At 66.1% G+C, this 19,299-nt stretch carries 20 protein-coding genes; 9 read left to right on the forward strand and 11 right to left on the reverse strand.

The annotated features are described in order from the left end of the window. Window positions 1-49: 49 nt before the first annotated feature. The 3 genes from CSQ99_RS26335 to CSQ99_RS26345 are packed head-to-tail and all read right to left on the reverse strand — an operon-like array spanning window position 50 to window position 2,871. The gene (locus tag CSQ99_RS26335) at window positions 50-1,078 is read right to left on the reverse strand and encodes a phosphotransferase (RefSeq protein WP_245909103.1); all 1,029 of its coding nucleotides are present in this window, start codon (window positions 1,076-1,078) and stop codon (window positions 50-52) included. 37 nt (window positions 1,079-1,115) lie between these two features. Beyond that, window positions 1,116-2,069 (reverse strand): DNA polymerase domain-containing protein, encoded by a 954-nt coding sequence (locus CSQ99_RS26340; RefSeq protein ID WP_099041951.1) that lies wholly within the window; start codon window positions 2,067-2,069, stop codon window positions 1,116-1,118. Between the two features lies 1 nt (window position 2,070). After that, window positions 2,071-2,871, reverse strand: a complete 801-nt coding sequence (locus CSQ99_RS26345; RefSeq protein WP_099041952.1) for an SDR family oxidoreductase — start codon at window positions 2,869-2,871, stop codon at window positions 2,071-2,073. 72 nt (window positions 2,872-2,943) lie between these two features. Here CSQ99_RS26345 and CSQ99_RS26350 point away from each other — a divergent pair, with 72 nt between their 5' ends. Continuing rightward, window positions 2,944-3,942: a GNAT family N-acetyltransferase gene (locus CSQ99_RS26350; RefSeq protein ID WP_099041953.1), complete on the forward strand. Its 999-nt coding sequence runs from the start codon at window positions 2,944-2,946 to the stop codon at window positions 3,940-3,942. Next, a complete protein-coding gene (locus tag CSQ99_RS26355) occupies window positions 3,942-4,787 on the forward strand; it encodes a shikimate 5-dehydrogenase (RefSeq protein WP_099041954.1) in 846 nt (281 codons plus the stop codon). The genes CSQ99_RS26350 and CSQ99_RS26355 overlap by 1 nt, the downstream gene beginning before the upstream one ends. Window positions 4,788-4,859: 72 nt before the next feature. On the opposite strand, the gene lpqN is transcribed toward CSQ99_RS26355, so the two are convergent. Beyond that, window positions 4,860-5,570 carry an envelope biogenesis lipoprotein LpqN gene (gene lpqN / locus CSQ99_RS26360; RefSeq protein WP_099041955.1) on the reverse strand — a complete coding sequence of 237 codons (711 nt, stop codon included), beginning with the start codon at window positions 5,568-5,570 and terminating at the stop codon, window positions 4,860-4,862. 183 nt (window positions 5,571-5,753) lie between these two features. Here lpqN and CSQ99_RS26365 point away from each other — a divergent pair, with 183 nt between their 5' ends. Beyond that, window positions 5,754-7,337 (forward strand): PE-PPE domain-containing protein, encoded by a 1,584-nt coding sequence (locus tag CSQ99_RS26365; protein WP_245909104.1) that lies wholly within the window; start codon window positions 5,754-5,756, stop codon window positions 7,335-7,337. Between the two features lie 8 nt (window positions 7,338-7,345). Here CSQ99_RS26365 and CSQ99_RS26370 read toward each other — a convergent pair whose 3' ends face one another. Continuing rightward, window positions 7,346-7,687, reverse strand: a complete 342-nt coding sequence (locus tag CSQ99_RS26370; RefSeq protein ID WP_099041957.1) for a hypothetical protein — start codon at window positions 7,685-7,687, stop codon at window positions 7,346-7,348. A 111-nt stretch (window positions 7,688-7,798) separates the two neighbouring features. Here CSQ99_RS26370 and CSQ99_RS26375 point away from each other — a divergent pair, with 111 nt between their 5' ends. Next, entirely contained in the window at window positions 7,799-8,446 is a 648-nt protein-coding gene (locus CSQ99_RS26375; protein WP_176561231.1) for a DUF5642 family protein, read from the forward strand. 30 nt (window positions 8,447-8,476) lie between these two features. Beyond that, window positions 8,477-9,148, forward strand: a complete 672-nt coding sequence (locus tag CSQ99_RS26380) for a DUF5642 family protein (RefSeq protein WP_099041958.1) — start codon at window positions 8,477-8,479, stop codon at window positions 9,146-9,148. Here CSQ99_RS26380 and CSQ99_RS26385 read toward each other — a convergent pair. Together CSQ99_RS26385 and soxR are read right to left on the reverse strand one after the other, a co-directional pair. Then, window positions 9,145-9,741, reverse strand: a complete 597-nt coding sequence (locus CSQ99_RS26385) for an alpha-ketoglutarate-dependent dioxygenase AlkB family protein (protein ID WP_099041959.1) — start codon at window positions 9,739-9,741, stop codon at window positions 9,145-9,147. The two genes, CSQ99_RS26380 and CSQ99_RS26385, sit on opposite strands and share 4 nt — an antisense overlap. A 33-nt stretch (window positions 9,742-9,774) precedes the next feature. Beyond that, window positions 9,775-10,209: a redox-sensitive transcriptional activator SoxR gene (gene soxR / locus CSQ99_RS26390; protein WP_099041960.1), complete on the reverse strand. Its 435-nt coding sequence runs from the start codon at window positions 10,207-10,209 to the stop codon at window positions 9,775-9,777. Between soxR and arcA the strand changes: the two genes are divergently transcribed. Continuing rightward, window positions 10,208-11,467 carry an arginine deiminase gene (arcA, locus tag CSQ99_RS26395; protein ID WP_176561229.1) on the forward strand — a complete coding sequence of 420 codons (1,260 nt, stop codon included), beginning with the start codon at window positions 10,208-10,210 and terminating at the stop codon, window positions 11,465-11,467. The genes soxR and arcA overlap by 2 nt on opposite strands. Before the next feature lie 223 nt (window positions 11,468-11,690). On the opposite strand, the gene CSQ99_RS26400 is transcribed toward arcA, so the two are convergent. Continuing rightward, a complete protein-coding gene (locus CSQ99_RS26400) occupies window positions 11,691-13,232 on the reverse strand; it encodes a dolichyl-phosphate-mannose--protein mannosyltransferase (RefSeq protein ID WP_099041962.1) in 1,542 nt (513 codons plus the stop codon). 85 nt (window positions 13,233-13,317) lie between these two features. Here CSQ99_RS26400 and rsmI point away from each other — a divergent pair, with 85 nt between their 5' ends. From rsmI to CSQ99_RS26415, 3 genes are all read left to right on the forward strand, one after another. Continuing rightward, window positions 13,318-14,154 (forward strand): 16S rRNA (cytidine(1402)-2'-O)-methyltransferase, encoded by an 837-nt coding sequence (rsmI, locus tag CSQ99_RS26405; RefSeq protein ID WP_099041963.1) that lies wholly within the window; start codon window positions 13,318-13,320, stop codon window positions 14,152-14,154. 13 nt (window positions 14,155-14,167) lie between these two features. Continuing rightward, entirely contained in the window at window positions 14,168-14,626 is a 459-nt protein-coding gene (locus CSQ99_RS26410) for a hypothetical protein (protein ID WP_099041973.1), read from the forward strand. 245 nt (window positions 14,627-14,871) lie between these two features. Then, on the forward strand, window positions 14,872-15,762 hold the full coding sequence (locus tag CSQ99_RS26415) for an amidohydrolase family protein (RefSeq protein WP_245909105.1): 891 nt from the start codon (window positions 14,872-14,874) through the stop codon (window positions 15,760-15,762). Here CSQ99_RS26415 and CSQ99_RS26420 read toward each other — a convergent pair. The 3 genes from CSQ99_RS26420 to CSQ99_RS26430 are packed head-to-tail and all read right to left on the reverse strand — an operon-like array spanning window position 15,721 to window position 19,102. Next, window positions 15,721-17,007, reverse strand: coding sequence for an aminodeoxychorismate synthase component I (locus tag CSQ99_RS26420; RefSeq protein WP_099041964.1), 1,287 nt, complete (start codon window positions 17,005-17,007; stop codon window positions 15,721-15,723). The two genes, CSQ99_RS26415 and CSQ99_RS26420, sit on opposite strands and share 42 nt — an antisense overlap. Before the next feature lie 20 nt (window positions 17,008-17,027). Then, window positions 17,028-17,924, reverse strand: a complete 897-nt coding sequence (locus CSQ99_RS26425) for an RNA polymerase sigma-70 factor (protein ID WP_099041965.1) — start codon at window positions 17,922-17,924, stop codon at window positions 17,028-17,030. Continuing rightward, entirely contained in the window at window positions 17,921-19,102 is a 1,182-nt protein-coding gene (locus CSQ99_RS26430) for an NAD(P)/FAD-dependent oxidoreductase (protein WP_099041975.1), read from the reverse strand. Before CSQ99_RS26430 ends, CSQ99_RS26425 begins: the two co-directional genes overlap by 4 nt. Window positions 19,103-19,299: the final 197 nt, after the last annotated feature.

Consider the following 19,299-nt stretch of genomic DNA (forward strand, 5'->3'; position numbering starts at 1 on the left):
CGCGGGACTGAGCCTACCTGGCTCCTCGCTAGTCGCCATGTACGACGAGTCACCCCGCGCCGCGCCGCAGTTGAGCGCGCAATAGAGCGAGCGAATCGAAGTCGCGGACCGCCTGCACAGCCCGATCGAGCCCGGCCCGCGTCGGTGCCTCGCCCTGAAGGCGCCGGCCGAATGCCGCGGTGACGCCCGCAGCGATGTACGCGGTGAAGGCGAAGAGTTGGTATGAGTCCCACGCGTCGTCGAAGGTCAGCCGCGTAGTGCCGTCGGCGTTCAACTTCTCGACGTAGGTGCGCACCAGATCGGTGTCGATGGCGCGACGGGTATCGGAGTCGATGGACGTGGCGGCGAAATAGGCGAGGTCCTTCACGGCCGGCCCACAGGAGGTGACCTGCCAGTCGAACAACACGGGCCGATCGCCGACGAAACAGATGTTGCCCAGGTGGGTATCGCCGTGGATGAGCGTGTGCGGATAGGTGCGCATGAGGGCTGCGATCGCCCAACGGTGCTTGATGAGCATCTTCGCCTCCGTGCGAATCTCCGGCGGCGCGATGTCGTTGAAGTCCTTCGGGATGGTGTGGAGCAGATGCCACGAGTGCGGGCCGAGTCGGGTGTTGCGGGAGTGGGTCGGACTTAGGTACGCGAGGTCAGCATCGAATCGTGGTGACTCCCAGAACTTCTGGTGCACGGTCGCGAGTGCGGCGGCGACGGCGAGCGCCTGTTCGGCGGTCGCCCCGGTCGCCAGCGGTGGGAAGGCGGCGTCGCGGACCGAGAGATCCTCGATGATCACCACGGCGTGGCCGTGCCCGTCGGAGGCCGCGCCGTACAGTGCGGGCATCACCTCGGACAGTTCGGGGTGAAGCCGACGGTAGGCCTCGGCTTCGTTGTGCGCGAGGGCCATGAACCGGTTGAAGAAGCGTTCGGCGGGCCGGGTGGGGGCGAGTTTGACGAACGCTGTGGCGGGCAGGTCTGGCGCGCCGGTGATGTCGAGTCGCGCCCGGGTGGCCGTGCCATGGTCGACATCGCGCACGTGCACGGCGGTGGCGTCGTCGCGTGCGGTCAGCGCACGGAACGTGGCCACGTCGATATCGTGCGGACGACGTGGAATCCTTTGCCGCTTAATCGGATTCACGCCGTTCCTTTGCCCGGCGCTTACCTTCGTGCATTGCCGCCACGCGGGCGACAGGGATGGTGCGGCCGTGTTCGATCAGGTCGGTGGGCAGCGTCTGGGCCGACGGCATCGACTCCGTCCAGCTCGGCCGTCCCTCGAGCGCGTCGATCGCCGTGTGGACCGTGAAGTCGGCGGGGGTGATCGAGTCCAGCTCGGACCACTCCAGTGGAAACGACACCGGAGTGCCCGGGCGCAGCCGAGGGGTGTACGCCGCCGCGACGGTGGCCCCGCCCGCGCGGGTGGCGTCGACGAAAACCTTGCCGCCGCGGTCGGAGACGATGAACGCCGTCGTCGAAATGTCGGGGTCGAGAGCCTCCGCGCGGGCGGCCAGTGCGCGGGTCGCCGCGGCCACGTCGTCGACCGCAGCCGCGTCATCGATCGGGACGAAGACGTGCACCCCCTTGGCGCCGCTCGTCTTCACCACGCCGTCCAACCCGCTGTCCGTCAGGGCTTGATGCACCAGGTGCGCGACGGCCACCACTTTCAAGAAGTCATCGTCCGGCGGGTCGAGGTCGAGCACGAGATGTGTTGGGCGGTAGATATTGTCGGCCAGTCCGAGCGTGGGGTGGTATTCGACGGCCCGCTGGTTGGCCAGCCACAGCAGCGTGCGCCAGTCATTGCAGAGCGCATAGTGGACCTCGCGGTGCGAGGCCTCCGCCCACATCGGCACCGTGCGCACCCAGTCGGGGGTGTACTTGGGCACGTTCTTCTGCATGAACGGTTCGCGTCCGCGTAAGACCCGCAAAACGGTCAGGGGCCGATCGATCAGGCCTGGCAACATCCGATCGGCGACCGCTTCGAGGTAGTCGACGAGGTCACGTTTGGTGGCGCCGGCATCTGCGGTCAGCGGCTCGTCGAGATTGGTGAGGTCGACGCCGTCACGCTGCTCTTTGGCCGCCACGTCAGCCGCTGGCGGTCGTCGCGAGTCCGCCGTCGACGGGAATGACGGCGCCGGTGAGGTAGGCACCCGCGCGGCTGGCCAGGAACACCGCGATGCCGGCCATGTCATCGTCGCGACCGATCCGGCGAAGCGGAGCCGATGCCGCGATCGAGTCACCGAACGATTCGAGCGTCGCTGCCATCATCTTGGACTGGAAAGGCCCTGGTGCGACGGCATTTACGGTGATGTGCTGCGGCCCGAGTTCATATGCGAGCATTCGTGTCAGATTGTGCAGCGCCGCCTTGCTGCTGACATAGGAGTACACCGGAAGCCGGCTCGGGCGAATACCGTCGATGCTTCCGACGTTGATGATGCGCGACGGGTCGTCTGCGGTCCCGGTTGCGCGAAGCGCTGGCAGCAGCGCCTGGACCATCCAGAACGGCGACTTGACGTTGAGATCGAGGACCTTGTCCCAGGCGGAGTCCGGGAAGCTTTCCAATGGCTCACCCCAGGTGGCGCCCGCATTGTTGACCAGGATTCCCAGGGGCTCACCCTCGGCGGTGACCTGCTCGGCCAGGCGCAGGCATTCGTCGTGTCGAGACAGATCGGCCGGGATTGCCTGTACTTCGCCGAAAGGCGACAGCTGCTCGCAGGCTTGTTCGCACGCATCGGCCTTGCGGGAGCTGATCACCACACGGGCGCCGGCCTGCACCAATCCGCGGGCCATCATCAAACCGATGCCTCGCGTACCGCCGGTGACCAGGGCACGCTTCCCGGTCAGATCGAACAGCTGGGCGTGGGTGCTGAATTGAGCGTCGCTCATCCTCGAATAGTGCCTTACCGGTTGCGGCCGCGTTCCTTGCTCCCCTAGTCGGGCACGCCGTAGCCTCGTGACGTGGCCGGCCCGACTGTCGTCCGAGCCGACGAACTCGCCGAACTTGGAGCCTTCGCCGGTTGTCCAACCGAGGACCTGGCACCACTCGCGGCGCAGTTGCAGCCGTTGGTCGCGGCGCCGGGTCAGGTGCTGATGCATCAGGGCGAGCTCGCGGTTTCGTTTTTGCTGATCGGGTCCGGCCGCGCCGAAGTCACCCATGCCTCCGATGACGGGCACGACACCGTCGCAGAACTCCAGCCAGGCCTCATCGTCGGCGAGATCGCGTTGCTGCGCGACGCGCCGCGCAGTGCGACGGTGGTGGCGATCGACCGGCTCACGGGATGGGTCGGCGATCGAGAAGCGTTCGCCACCATGCTCGAGATCCCGGGCATGGTGGACAAGCTGGTGCGCACGGCCCGGCAGCGGCTCGCCGCGTTCATCACGCCGATTCCGGTGAAGCTGCGCGACGGGTCCGTCTTCTACCTGCGCCCGGTGCTGCCGGGCGACAGCGAGCGCACCACGAACGGACCCGTCGAATTCTCCAGCGAGACGCTCTACCGCCGATTCCAGTCGCCGCGAACGCCGACGAAGTCCTTGATGACCTACCTGTTCGAGGTGGACTACGTCCACCATTTCGTCTGGGTGATGACCGAGGGACCCGAAGGGCCGGTAGTGGCCGACGCACGCTTCGTGCGTGACGAGGATGACCTGGCCGCCGCCGAAGTGGCGTTCATCGTCGGCGACGACTACCAGGGTCGGGGCATCGGTTCATTTCTGATGGGAGCGCTCGTAGTCACCGCCGATTATGTTGGTGTGGAACGCTTCACGGCGAGGGTATTGAGTGAGAACCACCCCATGCGGGCAATCCTGGATCGCTTCGACGCCGACTGGCACCGCGACGACCTCGGGGTCGTCACCACCGTCGTCGATGTCCCCAACCCCCGCTCTCTGCACCTGCCGACGTCGCTGGTCAAGAATATGCGCGATGTGACGTCCCAGGTCATCAAGGCGGTCGGCTGATGCATGAGGCAGTGAAGGCCGGAGGCCGGAGGCCGACATTGAATAAGGACACCCGCCTTTGCATTTCGCTGGCCGGCCGTCCGAGCAATATCGGCACTCGATTCCACAATTACCTGTACGACCTACTGGGCCTCGACTTCATCTACAAGGCGTTCACGACAACAGATATCGCCGCCGCGGTCGGCGGTGTTCGTGCGCTCGGTATCCGCGGCTGCTCGGTGTCGATGCCGTTCAAACAGGACGTCATCGATCTGGTCGACGAGGTCGAGCAGTCCGCGAAATCCATCGACGCGGTCAACACGATCGTCAACGATGACGGCCATCTCATCGCGTCGAACACCGATTACATCGCCGTTCAGCGGCTCATTGCCGAACACGGCCTGCAGCCGTCGCAGTCGGTGCTCTTGCGGGGCAGCGGCGGGATGGCGAGCGCGGTCGCGGCCGCGTTCCGGGACAACGGATTTCAGCAGGGGACGGTGATAGCCCGCAATTCCGAAACTGGGCGTGCACTCGCCGATCGGCTCGGCTACTCCTACGCCGCCGAGGTGGGCAGTCGCGTCGCCGACGTGATTGTCAACGTCACGCCGGTCGGGATGGCGGGCGGCCCCGAAGAGAGTGACGTCGCCTTCGATGAGAACACAATCGGTGCGGCGCACACCGTATTCGACGTGGTGGCGTTACCCTCCGAGACGCCGTTGATCAGAGCGGCTCGCGCTGCGGGCATACCCGTCATCACCGGAGCCGAGGTGATCGCCCTGCAGGCCGCCGAACAATTCGAGCGTTACACCGGTGTGCGGCCGTCCGCCGAACAGGTCGCGGCGGCATCCGCGGTGTCACGTGCCTGAGGCCGCGTGCCGGTTGCGGCGGCTCGTCGGGGAGGGGCGATTGCGCTGTCGTCATCGCTTGCGCCGAGTCCGCTAGGGAGTGATGGTGGTCTGTTCGTCGATGGCCGAGGTCGCATCCATCAGGGCACCGATCTGATCTTCGAGACCGTCCGCGTTGAGCTGAAGGACGTAGAGCCCGTCTTGGCCCGGAACCACGACGGTCTTCTGTGCAATGGCACGTGCAACGCCGTCCTTTTTGTAGGTGCCACCGATCTGCATGGCATCGAAGCCGCTGAGCTCGTCAGCGGTTCCCTCCTCAGCGCCCTCGAAGCCGGGCATGTTCCTGATCTCGCCGGGCGCGAACTCGAGGATTTTGGCTGGATCGACGTTGCCGGTCAGCTTGGAGACCAGCGCGATGATCGAGGGCGGATCTGCTTCGAACGCAGGGTCGGTGGAAATGATTGCGCCGTAAGCCCATTCGGGGGTACGAGGCCCTGCGTCCTCCCACCCGGGCGGGGTGGGTAGGTCGAAGGTGGGGGCACCGGGATCTCCGCGTTTGACCGGCGCCTCGACGATACCGTTGTCCTTGATGTAGTCGACGATCGTGTAGTTCGGTCCCGTGGCCTGCGCCGACGTGGTGGCCTCGGCGGCGCTGGTCGTGGTGGTTGTGCTGGCTGGCGCCTCGCTGGAGGTGGCTTCCGACGTGGTTGGGTCGGACTTGGTGTCCGATCCGCAACCGGCCAAGCTCAGGCCCAATGCGATGGCCGAGACGGCGATGACGCCGGCCCTCACTGACATCCTCATACGGTCTCCTCGATTCGGAATCTCGCCGTAGCCTACGGTCGGCCCCCCGATGGCGCTACGCCTGGATTTTGCTATACAGTGGCAAAACATTTGCTGGCCCGTGGTGAATTATTGGGGCAAGATACATGCGTGCTGCGAACTCGGGCCGATGTATCGAGGACGAGGGGTTTGAAAATGCGGGGGATGATTCGTTCGCTGGGTGTGGTGGGCCTGGCGTTGCTGAGCGTCGTCGGGCTGGTAGTTACATGGACTGCGGCGACAGTTGTTCAGCTGACGGCGACCGCGCTCATCATGGGCGGTACCGACCATCCGCTGAGCGCGGGCGGTGACGACCCCAACTACATCGAGTCGTATCTGGACAACGCGGTCACGCTCTTCATCAACCCGGCGGCGGACTCGCCCAGTGAAGCCGGCCCCATCGACGGGGTGAACGCCGGTGACCGGGTCTACGCGGTCACCTATCCCGCGCAGTTCTTCCCCGTGTTCGGCTCGCAGACCTTCGACTCGTCAGTCGCGGCCGGCCGCGGGAACCTCAACGGTTGCGTGCGCGGAACGGCGTGCTCGTTCAATGAAGAGGCCGACGACCCGGCGAACCCGAACCCGGCGATTCCGCCCGGTCCCGACTTCGTCACGTTCGGCTACTCGCAGAGCGCAGTCGTGGCCTCGCTGGTGAAGAAGGATCTGATCGCGAACCGCCCCGCGCCTGGCACCGACGTGTCGTTCTTCCTGCTCGCCAATCCGATGCGCCCCAACGGCGGTGTCCTGGCGCGGGGGCCCGAGGGCCTCACCATCCCGATCATCGGGATCACCTTCCACGGAGCCACCCCGACGAACAGTTGCGAGACGGGTGAATGCTACGAAACCGCGGACTTCGCAGCGCAATACGATGGTCTCGGAGGCGATGCGCCGGCCAGCATCACGAACGTGTTGGCTGTCGCGAACGCCGCGCTCGGGTACTACTACCTACACGGCGACCTTCAGGACGCGAGTTTCGCGGACGCCGAATATCAGGGCTCCCAGGGCGACACCGACTACTACATCCTCCCCGCGCGGCGTCTGCCGATTCTGATGCCGTTCGAGTCCTTCGTGCCGTCACCGATCCTCACCCTGCTCGAGGCACCGTTGAAGGCCGCGATCGAAGCCGGCTACGCACGGGACGTCAACCCGGGCGTCGCCACCAAGGTGGGGCTCCTGCCGTTCCGGAATCCGGTGCAGGCCATCGTGAACATCATCAGGGCGATCCCGGTTGGCATCGACGACGCGATCGCCGAGGCGAGCGGAAACCCGGCCAATCGCCCACTGGGCACCGAAAAGGTCACCAGTCCCTTCGGTGTCGGCGGACCTGAGCTACCCGAACCGCGAGCGGCCGAGCAGAACGCGGGATTGATGACGTCGCGTGTTGGCGACGATCCCACCGAGAAAAAAACCCCCGAAGAGGTCGTCCCGGAGGGGAGCCTTGTCAAGGAAGAAGTCATCCAGGATGGGGGCGTCGAGGAAGAGGGCGTCGAGGGCGAGGTCATCGAGATTGGGGAGACCGAGAACCCCGAGGTGACCGCGCCACCTGTCAGCAGGAAGCCGGTCACTCCGCTCGGCAAGCTCCGCGATGCTCTGAACTCAATCCGCCCGCCCAAGATCAGATTCGGTCCGCAGCGCGAGGTCAAGCCGTCGTCGGCGACACAGCCCACCGGTGGCCAAACCACAACCGACGAGCCGAATCCCGTCTCGACGAAGCCGGAACGCCGTGCGGACCGCGAGGCAGCAGCCTGACGGTCGGATCAGACGTCGCAGTTCAGCGATACGGTGATCGACCGACTCACGACGACGGTGACGTAGTCGCGGTCGTATCCGCCTTTATCGCCCCTATCGCCCTTACCGCCGTTACGGACCGGGAACGTCTGGGTGACCTCTTGCGGGTTTCGCACGTTGGTCACGAAGCACTCGCCGATGGGTGCGTTGCCCACCCGATCGATGACGACGTTGTATCCGACGGATTCCAACTGGCCGATCGTCTGATAGGCGTTGCCTCCACTGGCGGGCTGCGCCGTCGCCACGCCCGCCGGGGCGAGAGCGACACCTGTCAACGCTATCGTTGCTAGTAGACCCCATCCTTTGCGCATGAGGGCCTCCGTTCTTTAATTTGCCTGGTACTTACGCATCGGCGGACGGACACATTTCGTTGCATGGATAGCTCTAAGGGTTCTCTGAGGCATCGATGCCACGTACAAGCGATGTGTGCGGCGGCGGTGGTTCTCCTCGCTGCGGCCTGTGGCTCGTCTGACGACCCGCCGCCTGCGACGAGCGCGCCGACCACGGACGCGTCGGCACCGGTGAATCCCGCCAGGATCGATCGTGTGCGTCATGACCTGCCGGACGGATACGAGGTCGCCGACCTGACGGGTCCGGTCCGGCCGACCGCGTTGTGGGGATTCGGCGCGCAGTGGTCGGCCGAACCGCCGCAGTGCGGTCTGCTGGCTGATCCCGTCGTGGATCCCGCCTCGACGAACGGCTGGTCGGGATCCGGAACCGGCGGCATCGTCTACGCAGTCGTGGCGGAATCGGCGGCGGGCCTCGATCCGGCGGTGACCGCTGAATGCGGGCAGTGGGAGTTGTCGGCCGGGCAAGCCAGCGGCACCGTCAGTCTCACGGCCGCGCCGGCAATCGAGAATGCCGAAACCGTCGCGATGGCCACCGTGACGACGACCGTCGTCGAGGGCGGTACCGAAACCCATTCGCACGCCGATACCGTCACCGCCTACCTGGACGGCCACGTCGCGTTCGTCACGGTGGTGACCGATCCCGGATCGCCACATCCGCAACTGGGCGCGGATTTCACAGCAGCATTGATGGTGAAAACGGTGGCGGCGTTGCGGGGTTGACCCCGGGTCGCCGGGGTAGCCTGTGCGGCGATGTCAAAGAGCGCAAAGCTCGGCAGCCAGTTGGCCCTGGTTTGTGCCGGCGTACTGGCCGGGTGTGGGACTTCCGAGTCGGCCGATTTTCCGGACGCCGACATCGCCCGTATCAAGGACGTGCGGTCGAGCTTCGGTCCGCAGTTCAAGGCGAGCGAGTTCGGGCCGACGGGGATCGACCCGCGACTGCTCGAACCGCAGGCGCTGCCCGAAGGTATGAAGTTCGATCCGGCCGATTGCGGATCGTTCGCCACCGCGCAGGTGCTGCCGCCCGGGGTGAAGGGCAACATGGCGGCCACCACCGCAGAAGGCGATGGCAATCGGTTCATCGTCATCGCGGTGGAAACCTCCGAGCCGGTTCCGGTCAACCGGCCCGCCGACAACTGCCGGCGCGTCGGGTTCGCCGGTGGCGGCGTGCGCGGTCTTGTCGAGGAAGTGGAGGTGCCACAGATCGACGGCGCCGAGACAATGGGCACCCGCCGTGTGCTGCACACCGTCGTCGACGGCAAGCCGAGCACGGGTGAGGCCTATAACTACATCGCGGGCTTCGGGCCGTTTTTTGTGATCGTCACCGCGAACCCATTGGTGTTGCCCGACACGCCCGTCGCGCCGGTCGACACGCAGCGCGCCCGCGACCTTCTCACCTCAGCCGTCGCCGCGGTAAGGGGTTAGCGGACGTCGTGCGGACGGAACTGAATGCTGATCCGCGGGCCGGTCGGCCGCGCAGTTTTCGGTATCGCGTGCTCCCAGGTGCGCTGGCACGACCCGCCCATCACCAGTAGGTCGCCGTGGCGGTGCGCCATTCGTAGTGACTTGCCGCCGCCACGCGGTCGTAGCGCGAAGACCCTTGTGGCGCCGAGGCTGACGATGGCCACCATGGTGTCCTCGGTGCTGCTGCGGCCGATGGTGTCACCGTGCCAGGCCACGCTGTCGTTGCCGTCGCGGTAGAGGCACAACCCTGCGGTGGTGAAGGGTTCGCCGAGTTCGCCCGCGTAAAGGTCGTTGAGGCGGCGGCGGATCTGCTTGAGTCGCGGATGCGGGGGCGGTTCGTCCACGAGATCGTGAAAACTCACCAGCCGCGGTACATCGAGCACGCGGTCGTACATCTGCCGCCGTTCGGCGCGCCACGGGATGTCGTCGTGCAACTGCGCGAACAACTCGGCCTCGTCCTCGAGCCATCCGGACCGGTAGTCGATCCACGCGCCATTGCCCAGATGGCGTCGTTCGGCATGCTCGAACAGCGAGCTCTGCAGAGCCAGCTCCATGGCTGCGAGTCTATCGCACAGACGTTCGAACCATCAGAGGCGCACGGCGCCCGGCCCCTCCTGGGCCAGCACGTCGCCGGGGTTGGACAGTATGCAGGTCTTCAGGCTCAGGCAGCCGCACCCGATGCAGCCGGTGAGGTTGTCGCGCAACCGCTGCAGGTGCAGGATGCGGTCGTCGAGATCCTGGCGCCAGCCGGCCGAGAGCCGGGCCCAGTCCTTGCTCGTCGGGACGCGGTCCGTCGGCAGGGTGGCCAGTGCTTCGCGGATCCGCGCGAGCGGAATGCCGAGTCGTTGGCTCATCCGGATGAACGCGACGCGGCGCAGGGTTTCGCGGGCGTATCGCCGTTGATTGCCGCCGGTGCGCTTGCTGGTGATGAGCCCTTCGCGTTCGTAGAAGTGCAATGCCGAGACGGCGACGCCGCTTCGGACGGACATCTCGGAGGGCGTGAGTTCGTGAATCAACTCCATGACCTCAACTTTAGTTGAGGTCGCTGCCTGCGTTCTGCACGTTACGGTGCTAGATGTGACGTTGGGCTGTGATTCCGAGGTCGGCCGGCTGCGCGCCGTCATCCTGCACCGGCCTGGCGCCGAGCTCCAGCGGCTGACACCGCGCAACAACGACAAGCTGCTGTTCGACGGGCTGCCGTGGGTGGCCAAGGCGCAACGCGAACACGATGCGTTCGCCGGGCTGCTGTCGTCACACGGTGTCGAGGTGCTGTTGCTGGCCGATCTACTGACCGAGGCACTGGCAAAGAGCGGTGCGGCACGTATGCACGGCATCGCGGCTGCCGTCGATCCGCGGCGGCTGGGACTGCCGTTGGCGCAGGAGCTTTCGGCGTACCTGCGCACGTTGGATGCTGCAGCACTGGCGTCGGTGCTGATGGCGGGGATGACGTTCAACGAGTTGCCGCTGCGCGGTGGCGAACTGTCGTTGGTGCGACGGATGCACCACGGCGGAGATTTCGTCATCGATCCGCTGCCGAATCTGCTGTTCACGCGTGACTCGTCGTTCTGGATCGGCCCGCGCGCGGCGATCACGTCGCTGGCCTTGCCCGCACGCGTTCGCGAGACGTCGTTGACCGACGTGATCTACGCGCACCACCCGCGATTCCTGGGGGTGCGGCGCGCGTATGAGTCGCGGTCAGCACCTGTTGAAGGTGGCGACGTCCTACTCCTGGCACCCGGAGTGGTCGCGGTGGGAGTGGGGGAGCGGACGACTCCTGCGGGCGCGGAGGCGTTGGCGCGCAGCCTGTTCGATGATGATCTGGCCCATACCGTGCTGGCCGTGCCGATCGCTCAGGAGCGCGCGCAGATGCACCTCGACACGGTGTGCACGATGGTCGACGTCGACGCGGTGGTGATGTATCCGAACGTCGTCGAATCGTTGTCGGCGTTCACGATTCATCGCAACGGATCCGGCGGTGTGCGGATCGACGACGCGCGACCGTTCCTGACCGCAGCGGCCGATGCGATGGGTATCGAGAAGCTGCGCGTCATCGCCACCGGGTTGGACCCCGTCACCGCTGAGCGCGAGCAATGGGACGACGGCAACAACACGCTGGCTGTCGCGCCGGGAGTGGTTGTGGCATACGAGCGCAACGCCGAAACCAATGCACGGCTGGAAGATTCGGGCATCGAGGTCTTGTCGATCGAGGCGTCAGAGCTTGGCACCGGCCGCGGCGGACCCCGCTGCATGTCCTGTCCCGCCGACCGCGATCCGCTGTAGATCTGTTGGCGCAGGCGCGCGGTGGGTGCAGTGTCCCGCGACGCTGAGTAACTCTTCGGTCGCCCCCCAATGAATGGCCCTCCGCAGGCCGGTGATGTTTTCGGGGGGGACTGACAGTTTCAGCGCTATCGCCCATATCGACACCAGGGTCGTGGATTCCGCTCCGGCACCGCTCATGCACAGCCCTGGCGTCGGAATGGAGGCTAGGACCGACAAAGGGGCACTAGCTCCAGGACGGCAGCCAGATCTGCATGTTCCAGGTGGCCTGCGAAATCGGGATACCCGTCAGGATCGGATACATCCACGCGAAATTTGTGAGCACCAGCGCGATATAACAACTCACCGCGATCAACCCGAGCGTTCTTCGCTCCGAGTTCTGATTGGGCTTGTACAGGATGTCGCCGAGGATCATCGCGATGGTCAGCACGAGGAACGGGGCCATCGTCGCCGCATAGAAGAAGTACATCTGCCGGTCGATATCGGCGAACCACGGCAGGAATCCTGCGCTGTAGCCCACCAGGATCGCGGCGTAGCGCCAATCGCGCTTGACGAACGTTCGCCACAACGCCCATGCCAGCACCGGCACCGCGATGAACCACATCGCGGGCGTACCGACCAACATCACGGCCTTCACGCAGGATTGGTCCCCGCACCCCGGCACGTTCTGGTTGTCGATCGCATAGAGCACAGGTCGCAGAGACATCGGCCACGTCCACGGTTTGGACTCCCATGGGTGGTGGTTGCCGTCGGCGTTGGTCAGGCCGGAATGGAACCTGTACGCCCCATACGTGTAGTGCCACAACGAGCGCAGCGCGTCGGGCACCGGCAGGATGCTGTTCTCGCCGATGGTTCTGCCTGCCTCGTGCCGATTAACCCCGGTCTCCGACGCGAACCACGGCGTATAGGAGGCCAGGTAGACACCGAACGGAATCAGCACGAGCGCGTACAGGGACGGGCCCAGATCCCGTCGGAAGGCGCCGAGCCACGGCCGCGGGACGCGATACTGCTTGCGCGCGGCGATGTCGAATGCCAGCGTCATCACACCGAAAAACGCCACAAAGTACAGCCCGGACCACTTTGTCGCACAAGCTAATCCGAGCAGCACCCCGGCGCCGAACCGCCACCACCGCACACCCAGCCGCGGCCCAAACGGCGTCTCGCCGATGCGGCCCTCGAGCAACGCGACGTGCATCCGTTCGCGCACCTGGTCGCGGTCCACGATCAAACACCCGAACGCCGCCACCACGAAGAACACCAGAAATCCGTCGAGCAGCGCGGTGCGCGCAGCGACGAAGCTGACGCCGTCGGCGACGAGCAGCAGCCCCGCGATTCCGCCGACGACGGTGGACCGGCTGATCCGTCGCCCGATCCGCACGACGAGCAAGACGGTGATGACGCCGCAGACGGCGCCGGCGAAGCGCCAGCCCAGCCCGGTGTAGCCGAACAAAGCCTCGCCCATGGCGATCAGCTGCTTGCCCACCGGCGGATGTACGACCAACCCGTAGCCGGGGTTGTCCTCGACGCCGTTGTTGTGCAGCACCTGCCAGGCCTGCGGCGCGTAATGCTTCTCGTCGAAAATCGGCGTGCCTGCATCGGTCGGCGATCCGAGATTCAGGAAACGTGTCACCGCCGCCAATGCGGTGACCACGGCGGTCATCGCCCAGCCCTGCAGGCGGTCCACCGGGCCGAAGTCGGCGACCGGCACCAGCGGCGCCGGGCTGATGACCGGGACCGCGCGCGAAGCTTCGGTTGCTGGGGCGGTCACGCAAGCGATCGTAGGCTGTCCGGATGACGATCCCCCGGTCGTCCCCTGCACTCCGTGCGGGGGCCCACCGCTCCTGCCCGCCGAAATGAGCCCTGGCCGTCTGCTTATCGGCGCCACGCCGCTAGGCCAGCCCGCGGATGCGTCGGCGCGGCTGGTCAGCGCGCTGGCCAGGGCCGACGTCATCGCCGCCGAGGACACCCGGCGAATCCGGACCCTGGCCCAGGCGCTCGAGGTGAAGCCGGCAGGCAAGGTGGTCAGCCTCTACGACCAGAACGAGGCGGCACGGGTCCCGGGGCTGGTCGCCGAGATCGCGGCCGGAGCGACCGTCCTGTTGGTCAGCGATGCCGGTATGCCGCTCATCAGCGACCCCGGGTATCGGCTCGTGGCGGCCTGCGTCGATAGCGGGTTACCGATCTCATGCTTGCCGGGCCCATCGGCGGTGACGACGGCCCTGGCGGTGTCCGGACTGCCCTCGGAGAGGTTCTGCTTTGAGGGATTCGCTCCGCGACGGCACTCGGCACGCATGACGTGGCTGGCCACCCTGGCCTTGGAGTCGCGCACGTGCGTGTTCTTCGAGTCGCCCCGGCGGCTGGCCGAGACGCTCAAGGACGCCGTCGAGGCGCTGGGCCCTGAACGCGAGGTCGTCGTCTGCCGGGAGCTGACGAAGACGCATGAGGAGATCGTCCGTGGTTCACTGGCCGAGCTCTCCGAATGGGCGAAAGAGGGCGTGCTGGGCGAGATCACCGTCGTGCTGGCCGGGGCGACACCGAAAGCCGACGTGGAGTCTCTCGTGGCTCTGGTTCTGGATCTCGTCGAGCAGGGCATGCGGGTCAAGGATGCGTGTGCGCAGGTGATCGCAACGAATCCGGGCTCACCATCGCGGCGCGAACTCTACGATGCGGTTCTGCGATCGCGAGAGTGAAGGAACCGGTGGGTTGAGTACGACGGTGTTCGTTGTCCTGCTTGTCCTTGGGATCCTCGCTGTGCTGGTCGGGATCTGGATTCCCATCCGCGTGTGGCTGCGCCGTCGCAGCAGCGCTGTTGCCGAACAGTTGAGAGCGGAGATCGAGGGCGAGTCCGTTGTCCGTGCGCCGGAAAAGGGCTCATACCGCGGAGCGACGGCGGCCGGATACCCCGTGGTCAAGAACACCGGGCTGATCGCTCTCACCCGGCGACGGTTGGTTTTCCGAACCCTCACCGGCCATTTGATCGAAGTGCCCGTCGAGTCGATCATCGGCGTGCGGGAGGCCACCGTCTTCAAGGGTTCGGTGGTGGGCGGACAGCAACATCTGGTCGTCGAGACGTCCGCCGGTGAGATCGGCTTCTACGTCTTCTCCGGTATCGCTGACTGGATAGCAGCTGTCACGTCTCTGGTGCCTGAACAGCGGACGTAAGCAGGCTCTCATCGAAATCGACACGTGCCACGACTAGTCGAGCGCTGCCGGATGTACGCCGACTGTTAGTCGCGCCACTGCGCGAGCACGGCCTTCTGAATCGGCGTATCACGGTAGAAGAGGCGGCTGTCGGATAACGCAGCCCCTGAGGAGGAGCTGTGAGAGTCGTTGGGCTAGAAGAACATTACGTCACTACCGAGGTCATCGAGGCTTGGAATAACTTGGATCCTTGTTGGCAGGATCCTGTGATTTCCGCGACCGCCGGCATCAGGGCGCGCCTGATCGAGATCGGCGACCAGCGGCTGGCCGCAATGGACGACGCGGGCATCGACGTCCAAGTCGCCTCGCTGACCTCGCCGGGGCTCTGGAACCTCGCCCCCGCCGACGCGCGGGCGCTTCAGACCGACTGCAACGATCAGCTGGCCGCCGCCACAGGAGCCCACCCCGATCGCCTGCAGGGTTTCGCCACTCTGGCCGCACCCGACCCCCAGGCGGCGGCAGACGAACTGGCCCGGGCAGTAACGACTTTGGGGTTCAACGGCGCCCTGGTGTTCAGTCGGGTGCGGGACAAGCCCATCGACCACCACGACTTCTGGCCGGTGTTCGAAGCCGCCGAGCAGTTGGGGGCGCCGCTGTATCTTCACCCGCAGTCGCCGCCCTCGACAGTCCGTGAGGCGTACTACTCGGGGTTCGACGACATCGTCAGCGCCGCCTTCGCGACCCACGGCGTTGGCTGGCACTACGACACTGGCGTGCAACTACTTCGGCTCATCCTCGCCGGGGTGTTCGACCGATTCCCCAATCTGCAGGTGATCATGGGTCACTGGGGTGAGATGGTGCTGTTCTTCCTGGACCGCATCGACCGCATGGGCGGAATCAACCATCTCGAGCGGCCGATTTCTGAGTACGTCCGCTCCAACGTGTTCGTCACTCCGGGAGGCATTTTCAGCACCCGCTACCTGCATTGGGCACTGGAAGTCCTTGGTGCCGAACGCATCATGTTCGCCGCCGACTATCCGTTCGCGTCCGCAACCGGCGGCGTTGCCCGTGACTTCCTCGACGTGCTGGATGACGACGATCGGGAAAAGGTCGCCTCAGGCAATTGGGATCGGATGTGCGCGGGGATTCGTCGCTGAGCCCGCGATGTCAATGAACGGCGCGGCCTTGTGCAGGCACTCATCCCACTCGCGATCAGGATCGGAGTCAGCGGTGATGCCGCCACCCACACCGAGCACCGCGTTGCCGCGGCCGTCGAACTCGACTGTCCGGATCGCGACGTTCAGCTCGCATCCGGCGATCGGTGACGCCAACCCGACTGTGCCGCAATACACCCCGCGCCGGTGTGGCTCCCAGCCTCTCAGCAGCTGGCGCGCACGCAGCTTCGGCGTCCCCGTGACCGAAGCCGGTGGGAAGGTCGCGTCGAGCACCGCTGCCATCGGCAGGTCGACATCGACGCACGCGGTCACCGTCGACACCAGATGCCACACCCCCGGAGCCGGACGCACGACCAGCAGTTCGGGCACCGACACACTGCCGGTGACGGCGACCCGGCCCAGATCGTTGCGGACAAGGTCGACGATCATGATGTTCTCCGCGACGTCCTTGACCGATGCCCGCAGCGCCGCCGGATCCGCGTGCCGCGGCAGCGTGCCCTTGATCGGACTCGACGCCACAGCGTCGCCGCGCCGCCGCAGGAACAGCTCCGGCGAAAGCGATGCGACCGCACCCCAATCCCCGGCCAGGTATGCGGCCCTGGCGGGGGAGGTGCGCGCCACCGCATCAGCGAAGAAATCCATTGCGGCCCCGGTGTTCGATGTCGCCGCCGGGGCGGCTCCGTCGACCCGGCCGGCGAACTGCGTGCACACACAGGCCTGGTAGACCTCGCCCGCTGCGATCGCCTCAAGGCAGGACAGCACACCTCGGTGGTGCGCTTGGCGATCGGCCACACCCCAGGTGACCGCGCTCGCGCGGGGCGCCACAGGTTCGCGCAGCCCCTCGGAGACCCATCCGGGAAGCTTTGCACCGGAGAGGCTTTCGTACCACCACTGCCCGTCGCTGTCTTGACGCAATACGCAGTCCGACCAACCGCCGGCAGCCTCGGGTATGCGTGGTCCGCGGCCGTCGGCCCCGGCGTCGGGATACGACAGGTAGCCAAACCATCCGCCGCCGACCGCATCTCCGGACGCACCGGGGGGCACGTCGAACACCTCGGAGGTCCCGACGGGCGTCACCGCCACCGACGGCGCGATGACGGCATCCGAACCGAACCACTCACCGATCAGAGCGGCAGGTGGCGGTAGCCCGCGGCGCCGAGCCGCGTCGGCGACCGCGCGCAGTACCGCAGGGGCACTGCCCAGCCCGCCGAGCCGCTCGATCCGCACACCTCAAGCGTGTCAGAGAGCTACCGGCTGATCTCCCGCGGGATGTCGACGCCGGTGAGCTTGTCCGGGTTGCGCATGGCGTAGAAGTGGCTGATCCGGCCGTCGGTGACCTCGACGGTGATGACGCCTTCGAAGCTGTCGCCGAGGTACAGCTTCAGCGCAGGCGCGTTGTTGTACATCGCCGGCTCCACCCGGCCGGATTCGCCGGCCAGGCGTATGAGACCGATAACCAGCTTCGCCACCCGTTCGGCTCCCGTGACGGGTCGGCGCGCGGCGCTGACCTTGCCGTCGCTGTCGGCGGTCCACACGACGTCGCTGGACAACATCTCGATCAGACCGTCGAGGTCGCCGGTCGAGGCAGCGGTGAAGAAGCGCGCGGTGATCTCGGTGGAGAGTTTGGGGTCGACGGGCTCGAAGCGCTTGCGTCGCGACTGAACATGCTCGCGGGCGCGGTGGGCCATCTGGCGGACCGCGGCCGAGGGTTTGCCGATCGTCGAGGCGATCTCGTCGTGGCTGAAGCCGAAGACCTCGCGCAGCACGAACACGGCGCGTTCGTCCGGACTCAGCGTCTCGAGCACGACGAGCATCGCCATCGAAACCGATTCTGCCAGAACGATATCGGCCGATGCGTCTGAGTGGTTGCCGGTCTCCAGCAGCAGCGGCTCTGGTAACCACGGACCGACGTAGTCCTCACGCCTGCGAGACTGCGCTCGCAGGGCGTTGAGGGACTGACGGGTGACCAGCTGGGCGAGGTAGGCCTTGGTGTCCTGCACCGTCGACAGGTCCACATCGGCCCAGCGCAGGTAGCTCTCCTGCAACACGTCGTCGGATTCAGTTGCACTGCCCAGGATCTCGTAGGCGATCGTGAACAGCAGTGGCCGTAGCTGCGTGAATCGTTCGGCGTGTTCGTCGGTCACGGACGCACCGGCTGACCCGCTGAAGCCAACTGCTGCTGCCGCTTACCGCCCTTGAGCCAGAAGTAGCTTCCCGGTTTGCGTGCCTCCCGCGCAAGGAAACTGACGGTGCCCTTGCAGACCGCCTCTTTGATCTTGGCCGCGGTGCGGCCGCCGATGTGCAGGCCGATCACGGTGTCGTCGAGATGCGCGAGCTGGACGAGTCCGCCGTCGCGGCCGAGGCTGATGCACTGGCCGGTGAACGCCTGGTTCAGCCGTTTGGGTTCGGTGCCCGCGATGCGGCTGAGGACCGTGTTGGCGGCCTGCGCACCCAGCGGGATCGCAGCCTGGCAACTCATCCGCAGCGGCAGGTTCGACGGTGCGGCCGCATCGCCGGCGGCAACGATACGGCGGTCGTCAACGCTGGTGAGGGTCTCGTCGGTGAGAAGACGACCGGCGCCGTCGGTGCTCAGGCCGCTGCTGGCGGCCAGATCGGGGACGCCGAAACCGGCAGTCCAGATCGTGACTGCGCTGGCGATCGTGCGTCCGTCGGCCAGGATCACCGAGCGGGGCAGCACCTCGGCCGCGGTGGAGCCCGGGCCGTCGATGATGGTCACCCCGAGTCGGGTCAGCCTCTTTGCCGCCGCGCGGCGGCCACGAGCGTGGAGGTACGGGCCGAGCACTCCACCACAGACCAGAGTGACGCGGCGGCCTTCCTCGGCGAACTCGGCGGCCACTTCCAGCCCGGTGGGACCGGCGCCGACCACCGTGATCGGCGCGTCGGTACCCGCAGCGTGATAGGCCGCCTTCAGCTGCTCCGCGTGCTCGAGTTCTGAGATCGGGTAAGCGAATTCAGCAGCACCTGGGACAACCGGGGTCGCCCCGTGACTACCGATGGCGTAGATCAGATAGTCATAGGTCAACTCTTCGCCGCCTGCGAGTTCGATACGCCGCCGCGGTGCGTCGATACGTGTCACCGAATCAACGGTCAGTGCAATTCCGTCGCCCAGGATCTCTGAATAGTCGACCACCGCATCGTCGGAGCCGGTGACCAACTGGTGCAGCCGGATCCGCTCGACGAACTTCTGGCGGGGATTGACCAGCGTGATGTCGACGTTCTCATTCAGTCTCAGGTGGTTGGCCGCGAGCACGCCGGCGTATCCACCGCCGATGACGATCACGCGGGTCTTCTGTTCGGTCATGTCATTCTCCTCGGGATCATCCTCGCTCTCCGCCGGCCGCCGGCGGCGGCCTTTCAGCATTGAGCTGGTCTGTCCTCTAGACACCGCGAGTGCCGGGAGTGTGACAGCGTGCGCGCGATGTGGCCGACATCACTATCGACCGACCTCCCGCGGGACCGTTCCCGATCAGCTTCCTAGAACGAACGGCTGACCGGCCT

This window comes from Mycobacterium neglectum, from assembly GCF_002591975.1.
GTDB classification, from domain to species: domain Bacteria; phylum Actinomycetota; class Actinomycetes; order Mycobacteriales; family Mycobacteriaceae; genus Mycobacterium; species Mycobacterium neglectum.